Origin of the sequence: Nocardioides sp. (assembly GCF_030149505.1) — a bacterium.
Lineage (GTDB): Bacteria > Actinomycetota > Actinomycetes > Propionibacteriales > Nocardioidaceae > Nocardioides.
In genome coordinates this window covers 22,969-35,796 of sequence record NZ_JASBRN010000053.1, presented here as the reverse complement: position 1 = coordinate 35,796, position 12,828 = coordinate 22,969, and the positions used below count along the sequence as shown (strand labels likewise).

13 protein-coding genes are annotated in these 12,828 nt (G+C 74.5%); 8 read left to right on the top strand and 5 right to left on the bottom strand.

The features are described from left to right. The first annotated feature begins 39 nt into the window (after positions 1-39). Positions 40-1,002 (top strand): c-type cytochrome biogenesis protein CcsB, encoded by a 963-nt coding sequence (gene ccsB, locus Q1V71_RS11570; protein ID WP_367280139.1) that lies wholly within the window; start codon positions 40-42, stop codon positions 1,000-1,002. Positions 1,003-1,170: 168 nt separating this feature from the next. Further along, complete coding sequence (locus tag Q1V71_RS11565) at positions 1,171-2,199, top strand: sensor histidine kinase KdpD (RefSeq protein WP_300643967.1); 1,029 nt, start codon at positions 1,171-1,173, stop codon at positions 2,197-2,199. Positions 2,200-2,303: 104 nt separating this feature from the next. On the opposite strand, the gene Q1V71_RS11560 is transcribed toward Q1V71_RS11565, so the two are convergent. Continuing rightward, positions 2,304-2,540 carry a hypothetical protein gene (locus Q1V71_RS11560; RefSeq protein WP_300643966.1) on the bottom strand — a complete coding sequence of 79 codons (237 nt, stop codon included), beginning with the start codon at positions 2,538-2,540 and terminating at the stop codon, positions 2,304-2,306. Between the two features lie 128 nt (positions 2,541-2,668). On the opposite strand from Q1V71_RS11560, the gene Q1V71_RS11555 reads away from it, so the two are divergent. Both Q1V71_RS11555 and Q1V71_RS11550 read left to right on the top strand, forming a co-directional pair. Then, on the top strand, positions 2,669-2,941 hold the full coding sequence (locus Q1V71_RS11555; RefSeq protein WP_300643965.1) for a DUF4229 domain-containing protein: 273 nt from the start codon (positions 2,669-2,671) through the stop codon (positions 2,939-2,941). 252 nt (positions 2,942-3,193) lie between these two features. After that, positions 3,194-4,405 carry an IS110 family transposase gene (locus Q1V71_RS11550; protein WP_300644050.1) on the top strand — a complete coding sequence of 404 codons (1,212 nt, stop codon included), beginning with the start codon at positions 3,194-3,196 and terminating at the stop codon, positions 4,403-4,405. Between the two features lie 167 nt (positions 4,406-4,572). Here Q1V71_RS11550 and Q1V71_RS11545 read toward each other — a convergent pair whose 3' ends face one another. Further along, positions 4,573-5,445 carry a 1,4-dihydroxy-2-naphthoate polyprenyltransferase gene (locus tag Q1V71_RS11545; RefSeq protein WP_300643964.1) on the bottom strand — a complete coding sequence of 291 codons (873 nt, stop codon included), beginning with the start codon at positions 5,443-5,445 and terminating at the stop codon, positions 4,573-4,575. A 38-nt stretch (positions 5,446-5,483) separates the two neighbouring features. Here Q1V71_RS11545 and Q1V71_RS11540 point away from each other — a divergent pair, with 38 nt between their 5' ends. The 3 genes from Q1V71_RS11540 to menD are packed head-to-tail and all read left to right on the top strand — an operon-like array spanning position 5,484 to position 9,117. Continuing rightward, positions 5,484-6,566, top strand: coding sequence for an AMP-binding protein (locus Q1V71_RS11540; protein WP_300643963.1), 1,083 nt, complete (start codon positions 5,484-5,486; stop codon positions 6,564-6,566). Beyond that, positions 6,563-7,513 (top strand): o-succinylbenzoate synthase, encoded by a 951-nt coding sequence (locus Q1V71_RS11535; RefSeq protein ID WP_300643962.1) that lies wholly within the window; start codon positions 6,563-6,565, stop codon positions 7,511-7,513. Before Q1V71_RS11540 ends, Q1V71_RS11535 begins: the two co-directional genes overlap by 4 nt. Further along, a complete protein-coding gene (menD, locus tag Q1V71_RS11530; protein WP_300643961.1) occupies positions 7,510-9,117 on the top strand; it encodes a 2-succinyl-5-enolpyruvyl-6-hydroxy-3-cyclohexene-1-carboxylic-acid synthase in 1,608 nt (535 codons plus the stop codon). Before Q1V71_RS11535 ends, menD begins: the two co-directional genes overlap by 4 nt. Positions 9,118-9,147: 30 nt before the next feature. Here the strand turns inward: menD and Q1V71_RS11525 are convergent, their stop codons facing one another. Next, entirely contained in the window at positions 9,148-9,993 is an 846-nt protein-coding gene (locus Q1V71_RS11525; protein WP_300643960.1) for an NAD(P)H-binding protein, read from the bottom strand. A gap of 40 nt (positions 9,994-10,033) precedes the next feature. Beyond that, a complete protein-coding gene (locus Q1V71_RS11520; protein WP_300643959.1) occupies positions 10,034-10,645 on the bottom strand; it encodes a LysE family transporter in 612 nt (203 codons plus the stop codon). A 56-nt stretch (positions 10,646-10,701) separates the two neighbouring features. On the opposite strand from Q1V71_RS11520, the gene Q1V71_RS11515 reads away from it, so the two are divergent. Next, positions 10,702-11,340, top strand: a complete 639-nt coding sequence (locus Q1V71_RS11515) for an MBL fold metallo-hydrolase (RefSeq protein ID WP_300643958.1) — start codon at positions 10,702-10,704, stop codon at positions 11,338-11,340. Between the two features lie 156 nt (positions 11,341-11,496). Here Q1V71_RS11515 and Q1V71_RS11510 read toward each other — a convergent pair whose 3' ends face one another. Then, the gene (locus Q1V71_RS11510) at positions 11,497-12,768 is read right to left on the bottom strand and encodes an isochorismate synthase MenF (protein ID WP_300643957.1); all 1,272 of its coding nucleotides are present in this window, start codon (positions 12,766-12,768) and stop codon (positions 11,497-11,499) included. Positions 12,769-12,828: the final 60 nt, after the last annotated feature.

Below are 12,828 nucleotides of genomic sequence, written 5' to 3'. Positions count from 1 at the left end.
TAGGAGGCGCTCTCCAACCAGGCCATCGCCGCTGCCGGCGTGGTCTACTTCCTCGCACTGCTCGCCCACCTCGCCGAGTGGTCGCTGCTGCGCAAGGTGCCCGTGGAGGCCACAGCCGAAGCGCGCGAGCCGGTCGCCGTGGGCGCCGGGGCGCCGCTCGACCCGCCGCCCTCCGCGACCCCCGACGAGCGCACCACGGAGCGGGTCGCGATGTCGGCTCGCCTCGGTCTGCTGCTCACGGTGCTCGCCGCCGCGGTCCACCTGGTCGCGCTGGTCGCCCGGGGCATGGCTGCCGAGCCGGCCCGCGTGCCCTGGGGCAACATGTACGAGTTCACGATCTCGGGCACCTTCGTCGTCGCGGCGCTCTACCTCGCCACGCGCAAGCGCTTCGGTCTGGCGTGGATGGCCCCCATCGTGGTCGGCGTGGTCCTGGCGCTGCTGATGGTCGCCGTCATCTGGCTCTACCAGCCCGTCGGCCCCCTGCGCGAGGCGCTGAACTCCTACTGGCTCGTGATCCACGTCGTCTCCGCGATCATCGCCACCGGTGCCTTCACCCTCGGCGGCATCGCCTCGTCGCTGTTCCTGCTCAAGGACCGCGCCGAGCGTCGCGGGACGGCCACCACGACGGGCTACCTCGCCCGCGTGCCCTCCACGGCCGTGCTGGACCGGGTGTCCTACCGGATGCACGCCTTCGCCTTCCCCGTGTGGACCTTCGCCGTGCTCATCACCGGGCCGATCTGGGCGCACGAGGCGTGGGCGTCCTACTGGTCGTGGGACCCCAAGGAGGTCTGGGCCTTCATCACCTGGGTCGTGTACGCCGCCTACCTCCACGCCCGCGCCACCGCCGGCTGGAAGGGCCGCAACGCCGCGATCCTCGCCCTCGTCGGGATGGCGACCCTGTGGTTCAACTTCATCGGCATCAACTACTTCTCCACCTCCTCGATGCACTCCTACGCCGACGCAGCGGTGATCGCGCCGGCGGAGGTCCCCGTCGTCGACTGACCCGGGCTGGGCTCCCAGCAGCGCTCCTCCCGACCAGCGGCCGGCCACCTCGGTGGCCGGCCGTTGGCGTCCGTGAGGGCGTGGCGGGGCGCCGGGTGTGACCAGACCAGGGGCTGCGACTCCTACAGCCGGGCCCGGGCCGGCCGAACGGGGAGGGCGAGGAGGACCATGCCGCCCCGCGAACCCGACCCGACCAGCCCCGTCGACGCCCTGAGCGACGGGCTCGTCGTCGTCTCGGCGTCCGGGCTGGTCCTGGAGGCCAACCGGGTCGCCCGCGAGGAGCTGGGTGTCGCGGCCTCCACCCCCGTCCCGCCGCTGCTCGCCGAGGTCTGGCGGGCGGCCGCCGCCGGCGAGCGGGGACCTGTCGACCTCCCGGTCGTGACCGCGCAGGGACCTCGGACGCTGTCGGTCACCGCCAGTCGGTTGGCCGTCGGTCCGACAGCCGGCAGGGGACAGGGGCAGGATGGCGGTGCGGAGGCGGGCTGCACCGTGCTGGTGCTGCGCGATGTGACCGACGAGCGTGAGCAGGTCGACGCGCTGTCGGCCTTCGCGGGGGTGGTCGCGCACGACGTGCGGGGTCCGATCTCGGCGATGGTCGGTTGGTCGGAGACCGCACTCGACGCACTGCTGTCCACCCCACCCGCCGACCCCGTGGAGGTGGCCGCCCTGCTGGCGCGCCTGCACCACGGTGCGCAGCGGCTGGACCGGATGGTGGCCAACCTCCTGCTGCACGCCACCTCCCGCGACCGGGAGCTGCAGCGGGCACCGGTCGACCTGGCGTCGGTCGTGGAGGAGGTCGCCGAGGCCCGCGACGTACGCCGCTGGGTGGAGGTGCACGAGCTGCCGAAGGTGAGCGGGGACGCGCCGATGCTGCAGCACCTCGTGGACAACCTGGTCGGGAACGCGGTGAAGTTCGTGCCTGCCGGTGTGGATCCGCACGTCGTCGTGCGCGGGACCCAGGTCGGCGGCGTCGTCGACGTGACCGTCACCGACAACGGCATCGGCATCCCGGCCGGCATGCGCGAGCAGGTCTTCCAGCGCTTCGAGCGGGTGCCCGGCACCGGGCTCGGCGGCACCGGGATGGGTCTGTCTATCTGCCGCACCATCGTGCAGCGCCACGGCGGCGAGATCAGCGTCGGAGACGGTCCCGACGGGGTCGGGAGCAGCTTCAGGGTCCGTCTCCCCGCGGCGGTGTGACCGAGGACGTCCGCACGGCCGGGCGTACCGGGTGACGCGCCTTCCGGGAGGTCGGCCGGGAGCACGGGCGCAGGCGCAGGGGGAGTGGTGGGCGAGGCCGCGGGCTAGGAGCCTGCGGGACCGTCCTCCTCCCCGCCGTGCGGTTTGCGCCGGTCGAGGTCGCGCAGGAAATCCTCGTCGTCGTCGGGTGCGATCATCCGCGGCCGCGGCGGCTTGGGCGGCCGCTTCGGGCCACGCTTGCCGACGGACCTGCCCAGAGCCGACGCGCCGCCCTGGGAGGCCCGTACGACGAGGTAGACCGCCACCGCGACCAGCGCGACCACGAGCAGGATCTTGAGCACGCCTCCACTGTAGGTCGCGCCCGGTGAGGGCCACCGCGGTCGTGGCGGCACCGTAGCCGCCGCCCGGACCGGCCCACCGCGTGCGCACGCGTGGGGGCGACCGCCGGGGCTCGACTACCCTGGAGCCCGTGAAGGAGTTCGTCGTCTACACCGGTCTGCGCATCCTGCTCTTCGTCGCCGCCCTCGGCATCGTCCTCGGGATCTGGGTGCCCCTGGCCGGCGAGGCCAACCTGCTGTGGGCCTTCGTGATCGCCCTGGTCGTCAGCGGCGTCGGCTCCTACTTCCTGCTCAACGGCCCCCGCGAGGCGCTCGCCCAGCGGGTGGACGCCCGGGCGCGCGCGGCCACGAGCCGCTTCGAGGAGATGCGCGCGAAGGAGGACCGCGAGGAGGAGGGCGCCTGACCCGGAAGCCCCGACAGGCCGCTCCGCCCCGGCTCAGCCCAGATCCGTAAGTTCTTGGCTGGCCCGGGAGGGTCGGGTGTGGCTGAGCCTTGATCGCCTTGCTGGTGGCTCCGGTGGATTGGCCGCCCGGCTTCTCCTGGGGCGCCTTGGCTGCTGATTGAGATGCGCGTTCTGGTCGCTGTTTACGGATCCGCCAGCGAGGAGCTCTTCGGGCCGACGATGGAGTCGAACGGTTCGAGGGGAGCGATGGGAATGAAGCCAGTCCCGCAAGGCTGGGCAGGAGTCGACGTCGGCAAGGGTCACCACTGGGTGTGCCTGATCGCCGAGGATGGGACGACCCTGTGGTCAAACAAGGTCATCAACGATGAGACCACGATTCTGGAGGCGATCGGCGAGGTCTGTTCTCGCGCCGAGCAGGTGACCTGGGCAGTGGACGTGACCGGCACGATGTCCGGGCTGCTGCTGGCGCTGCTCGCGGCGCATGACGAGACGGTCAAGTACGTACCCGGCCGGGTCGCGAACAAGATGGCCGACACCTACCGCGGTGAGGCCAAGACCGATGCCCGTGACGCCTACGTCATCGCCGAGACCGTTCGCCAACGCGGCGATCTGACCGAGGTCGAGGTTGCCGCGACGCTGGTGACCGAGCTGCGGCTGCTGGTCACCCACCGCACCGATCTGGTCGCTGACCGGGTCCGGCTGATCAACCGGCTCCGCGACGTGCTCAGCGGCTACTTCCCCGCACTGGAGCGGGCTTTCGACTACGCCCACAGTCGCGGCGCGCTGGTCCTGCTGACCGGCTACCAGACCCCGGCCGCGATCCGTCGGATCGGCCAGTCCCGGCTGCAGGGCTGGCTGGTCAAGCGGAAGGTCCGCAGCGCCGACCAGGTCGCGGCTGCTGCGCTGGATGCGGCCGGGGCCCAGCACACGGTCGTTCCGGGGCAGGACGTGGCCGCCACCATCGTGGCAGATCTGGCCGCTCAGCTGCTGGCGATCGACGACCGGATCAAGGACCTCGATCAACGCGTGACGACCACCTTCCGCGCCCATCCTCAGGCCGCGATCATCGAGTCCCTGCCCGGCATGGGTCCGATCTTGGGAGCCGAGCTCATCGCCGCAGCCGGTGACCTCAACGGCTATGCCAACGCCGGCCGGCTCGCGTCGGCCGCTGGCTTGGTACCGGTCCCGAAGGACTCGGGTCGACGGACCGGGAACCTGCACCGCCCGGTGCGCTACTCCCGCAAGCTGCGCCGCGTGTTCTACCTGTCCGCGCAATCGGCGATGATGCGCGAGGGACCCAACCGCGACTACTACCTGAAGAAGCGCAGTGAGGGCCACAAACACGTCCAAGCACTCATCTGTCTGGCGCGTCGCCGCGTCGACGTCCTATGGGCGCTGCTTCGTGAAAACCGACCCTTCGAGGTCGCCCCGCCAGCGCGGAAGGAACTGCCTGCAACGGCTTGACAAAGTCATTGAGAATCCACCGATGATCGCCGTCGCGAGCGGCACCAGGCGGGTGCGCTGGCAAGGCGCCCGTCGCGAAGGCCTGCTGGATGCCCGTCGAGCGTCGGCAACGCAGCCAGGGAGCCCGGATGGTGTCGCGTAGCAGGCGAGGATCGGTGGATCTGGGCTCAGACGAGGAACAGCGGTACGCCGGACAGCACGGCCCAGACCAGCTGGGCCACCCCGGTCGACTGGAGCACCGGCACCAGCGCGGGCCCCGTGGCGCCGCCCAGGACGGTCCGCAGGCCCGGCAGCGCCGGCAGCACGAAGCCGAGCCCCAGCAGGGCCCAGCCGCTCGTGGTGACGGCCAGCCCGACCACGGCCGCCCCGGCGGCGGCCACGAGCCCGGCGTACAGGCCCCGGGTGGCGCGGTCGCCGAGCAGCACCGCGAGGGTGCGCTTGCCGGCCAGGGTGTCGGTGGGGATGTCGCGCAGGTTGTTGACGACCAGGATCGCGCACGCCAGGGACCCGATGCCGACGGCCGCCCACAGGGCTGCGACCTCCCAGGTGCGGGTCTGGACGTAGGTCGTGCCGACGACCGCCACCAGGCCGAAGAAGACAAAGACCATGACCTCGCCGAGGCCGAGGTAGCCGTAGGGGCGCGAGCCACCGGTGTAGAACCAGGCGGCCGCCACGCACACGGCACCGACCGCGACCAGCCACCAGGCGGTGGCCGCCGCGAGCGCCAGCCCCGCGACCGCGGCGACACCGAAGGAGAGGAACGCCGCCCGCTTCACCGCGGACGCGCTCGCCGCGCCGGAGCCGACCAGCCGCATCGGGCCGACCCGGTCGTCGTCGGTGCCGCGGACGCCGTCGGAGTAGTCGTTGGCGTAGTTGACGCCCACCTGGAGGGCCAGGCTCACGACCAGGGCCAGGACCGCCCGCCACCAGACGGGCTCGGCGACGTGCGCTGCCACCGCGGTCCCCGCGAGCACGGGGGAGACCGCAGCAGGGAGGGTCCGGGGCCGCGAGCCGGCCAGCCACTGTCCAGGAGTCGCCACGAGGGGCCATTCAACACGCACCTCATAGGCTCGGGGCCATGGACCTCACGGGCAGCACGGCCGAGGCCGTCCGCGCCCTCACCGGCTGGTTGGAGCGCGACGACGACGAGCCGCTCGTCATCTCCACCTCCGGCTCGACCGGGCGGCCCAAGCGGGTCGTGCTGGGCCGGGATGCGGTGCTGGCCTCGGTGCGCGCCAGCCGGTCTCGCCTCGGGGCGGAGGGCGCCTGGCTGCTGACCCTGCCCGCGACGTACGTCGCCGGCGCCCAGGTCGTGGCCCGCTCCTGGCTCGCCGGGCACGTGCCGGTGCTGGCCGAGGAGCACGGCTCGTTCGCCGAGGCGACGGCCGCGCTGATGCGCGCGCACCCGACCGCCGACCGGTTCACCTCGCTCGTCCCGACCCAGCTGCACCGGATGCTCGGCGGTGACCCCGACGGCGGCCGGACCGCGCACAGCACCCCCGACGACGTCTGGGCGCTGCGCACCTTCCACACCGTCCTGCTCGGCGGCGGGCCCGTCGACCCTGGGCTCCGGGCGCGGGCCGAGGCGGCCGGGGTGCGGGTCGTGGCGACGTACGGCGCGGCCGAGACCGCGGGCGGCTGCGTCTACGACGGGCACCCGCTCGACGGGGTCGCCGTCGCGCTCGGGCCCTCGGGACGGATCCGGCTGGCCGGGCCCACGCTCTTCAGCGGGTACGACGGCGACCCGGCGCTCACCGCCGAGGTCCTGGTCGACGGGTGGTTCCACACCGCCGACGCCGGCCGGCTCGACGACGACGGGCGGCTGCAGGTGCTCGGCCGGGTCGACGACGTGGTGGTGACCGGCGGCGTCAACGTGCCGGGGCCGGCCGTCGCGGCCCGGCTGCGCGAGCACCCCGACCTGCTCGCCGCCGAGGTGCTCGGCGTGCCCGACGAGGAGTGGGGCCGCCGGCTGGTCGCCTTCGTCGTCGCGCGGGCGCCCGGCCGGGTGCCGTCGACGCAGGAGCTGCGCGACTGGGTGGCCGAGCAGCGGCCGCGCTCGTGGGCGCCGCGCCAGGTGCTCGCGGTGCCCGAGATCCCGCTGCTCGCCAACGGCAAGCCCGACCGGGTCGCGCTGGTCGCGCTGGCGGGGGATCCGACGTGAGGATCGTGTCGATCCCGATGCGCACCCGCTTCCGCGGGATCACCGTCCGCGAGGTCGCACTGGTCGAGGGCCCTGGGGGGTGGGGGGAGTGGAGCCCCTTCCTGGAGTACCCGCCCGAGGTCGCCGAGCCCTGGCTGCGCTGCGCCGAGGAGGCGGCAGCCGGTGACTGGCCCGACCCGCTGCGGAGCTCGGTCCCGGTCAACACCACGGTGCCGGCCGTCGGCGCCGAGCAGGCGCACGCGCTGGTCGCCGCGTCCGGTTGCCGCACCGCCAAGGTCAAGGTCGCCGAGCCCGGGCAGGTCGAGGCCGAGGACGAGGCCCGGCTCGAGGCGGTCCGCGACGCGCTGGGCCCCGACGGCGCGGTGCGGATCGACGTCAACGGCCTGTGGGACGTCGACACCGCGCTGCGGAGGCTGCCGGTCCTCGACCGCGCGGCCGGCGGGCTGGAGTACGTCGAGCAGCCGTGCGCCGAGGTCACCGACCTCGCCGTCGTACGCCGTCGGCAGCACGTGCCCGTCGCCGCCGACGAGTCCATCCGGCGGGCCGCGGACCCCTACCTCGTGCGCGACCTCGAGGCCGCCGACGTGGCCGTGCTCAAGGTGCAGCCGCTGGGCGGGGTGCGGGCGTGCCTGCGGATCGCGGAGGACATAGGGCTGCCGGTCGTCGTGTCCTCGGCGTTGGAGTCCTCCGTCGGCATCGCGGCCGGGGTGGCGCTGGCCGCTGCGCTCCCCGATCTGCAGCACGCCTGCGGCCTGGCCACCGTGTCGCTGCTGACCGACGACGTCGTCGAGGAACAGCTGCTCCCGGTCGACGGGTCGCTGTCCGTGGGCCGACCGGTCGTCGTGCCCGCGGCCCTCGACCGGCTGGCCGCCGCACCTGACCGGGTCGCGCACTGGGAGGCGCGGCTGGCCGCGGTGCGGGCGCTGCGGCAGGATCGCCGCTCGTGACCCCCGCCCCCCAGCAGCCCGAGCCCAGCACCGCCACCGCCCGGGCCGTGGTCACCGCACTGCTCGACGCCGGGGTCCGCGACGTCGTCGTGGCACCCGGGTCGCGCAACGCCCCGCTCTCCTTCGCCCTCTGGGACGCCGCCCAGGCCGGCCTGCTGCGGCTGCACACCCGGGTCGACGAGCGCTCCGCCGGCTTCCTGGCCCTGGGCCTGACCAAGAACGGCGCCCGCGCCGCGGTCACCTGCACCTCCGGCACCGCCGTGGCCAACCTCCACCCGGCGATGCTCGAGGCCGCCCACGCCGGGGTCCCGCTGTTAGCCGTGACCGCCGACCGGCCGGCCCGGCTGCGCGGGACCGGCGCCAACCAGACCACCGACCAGGCGGGGGTCTTCGGCCCGCTGGTGCCCCACCACGACCTCGGACCGGGGGAGGAGGTGCCGCTGCTGGACGGGCTGCTGCACCTCAACGTCCGGTTCGACGACCCGCTCGTCCCGGCGCGAGCGTGGAGCGACCTGCCTGCGGTCGAGGACCCGCCGCGGGTCCAGCATGCCTGGCGCGGACGCCACCTCGACCTGCTCGACCCCGGGCCGCGCACCGTGGTCGTCGCTGGGGACGACGCAGGCCCGCCCGCTCGGGTCCTCGCCGAGCGCGCCGGGTGGCCGCTGCTGGCCGAGCCCAGCGCCGGCTGCCGCACCGGCACCCACCCGGTGCGCACCTACCGCCTGCTCCTCGCCACCGACCTCGCCGACCGGGTCGAGCGGGTCGTGGTCATGGGCCACCCCACGTTGTCGCGGCCCGTCCAGGCGCTGCTCTCGCGCGAGGACGTCGAGGTGCTCTCGGCACCCACCCCCGGCGTCTGGGCCGCGCGGCCGTTCCGGGTCGACCGAGAGCTGGTCTGGGGCGAGCCGCACCCCGAGCAGCAGGCCGGTGACCCCGCCTGGCTGGAGGAGTGGCGCACCGCCGACCGCTCCGTCTCCGCCCAGCTCGACCGGCTGCTGGCCGACGAGCCGGACCTGACCCCGCACGAGGTCGCAGGGGCGGTCGCTGCCGCCGTACCTCCTGGTGGGCTGCTGGTGGTTGGTCCCTCCAACCCGGTCCGCGACCTCGACCTCATGGTCGCCGGGTGGGCCGTCGGCGACCGCCGCAAGGTGCTCGCCAACCGCGGTCTCGCCGGGATCGACGGCGTGGTCTCCACCGCGATCGGTGCCGCGCTCGCCCGCCCCTGGTCCTCCCGGGCGATCGCGCTCGTGGGCGACGTGACGTTCCTGCACGACGCCAACGGCCTGGTCCTCGGGCCCGACGAGCCGCGCCCCGACCTGACGATCGTCGTGGTCAACGACGACGGCGGCTCGATCTTCGCCGGGCTCGAGCAGGGCGACCCCGCGCACGCCGACCGCTTCGAGCGGGTCTTCGGCACCCCTCACCACGTCGACCTCGCGGCCCTCTGCGCCGCCACCCGCACCCCGCACTGGCGCGTGGAGTCGCTCCCCGAGCTCCACCAGGCCCTCGCCTCCCCGAACGGCGGCCTCGAGGTCGTCGAGGTCCGGGTGCGCCGCGACAACCGCCGCGACCTCGACGCCCGCATCCGCGCCCTCCGCCCCTGACCCGTCGCGAGGTTGCGCGCGACCCGTCCCTCAGCCCCCGAGCACGTCCTCGAGCCGCAGCGGCGCCCGGCCGAGGACCCGCTCCACGTCGTCGGTGACCCGGGCGCACGAGCCGTCGCGGATCGCCAGGTAGGTGCTGACCCAGGCGGCCAGCTGCCACTCCTCCGCCTCGGGGTACGCCGCCCGCCGGGAGTCCCACGCCTCCTGCTCGGTCTCGTCGGCGAAGACCAGGTCCCTGCCCAGCACCCGGCCGGCGCGCTCCGCGACCTCGGCGAGGGTCAGCGCCTCCGGTCCCGTGAGCTCGTAGGTCCGACCCGCGTGCTCCGTCGGCGCGCGCAGCACGGAGGCGGCGACCGCGGCGACGTCGGCGCGGGCCACGGCCGCGACCCGGCCCGCGCCCGCCGGTCCCCGCAGCACCCCGAAGGAGTCCGCGAAGTACGGCAGCACGTCGAGGTAGAAGGAGTCGCGCAGCAGCGTCACCGCCATCCCGGAGGCCGCCAGTGCCTGCTCGGTGTCGTGGTGGTCGCGGGCCAGGGTGAAGGTCGCGTCGGGTGCCGCCCCCTGGAAGCTCGTGTAGACGACGTGCCGCACCCCGGCGTCGGCGGCGGCGGCCACGAAGGACCGGTGCTGCGCCCGCCGGTCGGCCGACTCCGAGCCCGAGACCATGAGCAGCACCTCGACCCCGCGCAATGCCTCGCGGGCGCCCGCGGGGTCGGCGTAGTCGCAGCGCCGCACGTCGGTGTCCACCGCGGGGGCCCGAGCGGGGTCGCGGGCCAGCAGCCGCAGGTCCAGCCGCATGTCGGCGCCCCCGAGCAGGCGCACCACCTCGCCGCCCACCGCCCCGGTGACCCCTGTGATCCCGATCGTCCCTGTCACGAGCCCTCCTCCGACCTGGTGCCGACCGGCGGTCGGGACCTCACCCCAGCATCGTGTGCAGCGCCAGCCCGGCGATCACCCCGGCGGCGAGCAGCCCCGTGACCAGGCGACCGCGCGGCCCGGTGACCGCGCGGCCCAGCCCTGACCCGGCCGCGACCAGGAAGAGCTGCCACGACGCCGAGGCCGCGAACGCCGCCAGCACGAAGACGCTGCCCTCCAGCGCCCCGTCGACCAGGTCGCGGTTGCCGAGCACGACGGCCGCGAAGTAGACGACCGTCGCCGGGTTGACCGCCGTCACCCCCACGAACATCGCGTACGCCGGCAGCGGACCCACCGCCTGCCCCTCCTGCGTCGGGGCCGACCGGCGCGACCAGGCGTGGATCGCGGTGAGCGCGGCGAGCGCGAGGAGGACGAGGCCCGAGGCGATCCGCAGCCCGGTCGCCACCGGGGCCAGCAGCTGGGCCAGTGCCGCCCCCGAGACGACCGCGACCGCGGCGTACACGCCGTCGACGGTGGCCACGCCCAGCGCCGCCGACGCGCCGACCCGCCACGACGTGCGCGCCGTCAGGGTCACCAGCAGCGCGGCGACCGCGCCGACGGGGACGGCGATGGCCCAGCCGGTGACCAGGCCGGACAGCACCACCTCGCGCACGGGCCGCATCCTGGCGCACGCCACTGCTCCGCACCCAGCCGTTTACCGTGGGGCCCATGCGCCTGACCAAGTTCGGCCACGCCTGCGTCCGTGTCGAGCACGAGGGCACGACCGTCGTCATCGACCCGGGTGCGTTCACGGCACCCGAGGCCGTCGACGGGGCCGACCTGGTGCTCGTGACTCACGTCCACGCCGACCACTGGACCCCCGAGCAACTGCGCCGCGCCGACGCGCCGGTCCGGACCATCGGCGAGGTCGCGGACGCGATCGCCGCGCAGGCGCCGGACCTGGCCGAGCGGGTCGAGCGGGTGCGACCCGGCGACACCTTCGCCGCCGGGGGCATCGAGGTCGAGGTGGTCAACGAGCACCACGCGGTGATCCACCCCGACTACGACCGGGTGCACAACTCGGGCTACCTCCTCGACGTCGGCGGCACGACCCTGTTCAACCCCGGCGACGCCCTCGACGGCCCCGGCCGGCCCGTCGACCTGCTGCTGGCCCCGGTCTCGGCGCCGTGGCTGAAGATCTCCGAGGCGATCGACTTCGCCCTGGCCGTCGGCGCCCCGCGCACGCTCGCGATCCACGACAAGGTCTACTCCGAGCTGGCCCTCGGCATGGCCGACGGGCACCTGCGGACCTTCCTGGAGCCGCGCGGCCAGGAGTACCTCCGGCTGCCCGACGGCGCCGACCTGTAGCCGCGCCCGGTCCCGGCCGAGCCGTCACCCCCGCACCGCCGAGCTCTCACCCCCGCACCGCCGAACCGTCAGGAACGAACCCCCGAACCGTCACGTCCGACCCTCACCGGAGCAGGAACTGACGTCTCGAGGGTGCGGAAGTGACGGCTCGGCGGGTCAGGACAGCGCGTCGCGCACGGGCACGAACTTCGCCTGCGCCTCGGCCAACTCCGCCTCGGGGTCGGAGTCGGCGACGATGCCGCAGCCGGCGAAGAGCCGCACGGTCGGGCCGGTGACCTCGGCCGAGCGCAGGGCGATGCCCCACTCGCCGTCCCCGCTGGCATCCATCCAGCCGACCGGGCCGGCGTAGCGGCCGCGGTCCATCCGCTCGATCTCGGCGATCAGCGCGACGGCGTCCGCGGTGGGCGTGCCGCCGACCGCGGCGGAGGGGTGCAGCGCGGCGGCGAGGTCGAGGGAGGAGTGGGTGTCCTGCACGACGCCGGCGACGTCGGTGGCCAGGTGCATCACGTTCGGCAGGTGCAGCACGAACGGCGCCTCGGGCACGTTCATCGACGAGCAGTGCGGGCCGAGCGCGTCGGCGACCGAGCGGACGGCGTACTCGTGCTCCTCGAGGTCCTTCGACGACCGTGCGAGGTGCGCGGCCAGGGCCAGGTCGCGCTCGTCGTCGCCCGTGCGCCGGATCGTGCCGGCCAGCACCCGCGAGGTGACCAGCCCGCGCTCGCGGCGCACCAGCATCTCGGGGGTCGCCCCGACCATGCCGTCGACGTGGAACGTCCAGCACATGGGGTACGACGCAGCCAGGCGACGCAGGGGCCAGCGCACGTCCACGTCGGACTCGGCGGTGGCGACCAGGTCGCGCGCCAGCACGACCTTCTCCAGGTCACCGCGCCCGATCCGGGCGACCGCGTCGGCGACGACCGCCATCCACGCCTCGCCGTCGAGGGAACCGTCGGTGAAGGTGACCCCGGCCGGCGCGACGGGCGCCTCCGCGGCGACCAACGGGTGCTCGAGGTGCTCCAGGCCGCGGCCGACCGTGGTCAGCCAGGCCCGGTCCCCGCGACGGCCGACCACCACGGCCGGCACGACCAGCACGGAGTCGCCGGGGTCGTCGGCGAAGGCGAACGTCCCGAACGACACCAGCCCGGTGCCGGGCTGGGCCACCTCGTCCCGCACCACGGCGCGCGCGGTCAGCGAGCCCCACCAGTCGGAGGCGTCCTCGAAGCGTCCCGGTCCGGACGTCCGCAGCTCGGCGGCGCGGCCCCAGCCGATCAGGCCCTCGCCACGACGTACCCAGCTGACCGGCTCCTCGCCTGCGGGCAGCAGGGCGAGCAGGTCCTCGACCCGAGCGGGGTCGATGGCGACGGTGCGGGCGACCAGGGCAGGGGCGGGAGCCCCGAGCCCGTCCCCGATGGCACCTCCGCTCGTCACGGGTCGAGCCTACTCACGGGTCCGCGGGCGTCGGGCATCGAGAGAGCAGGATCACCGCGA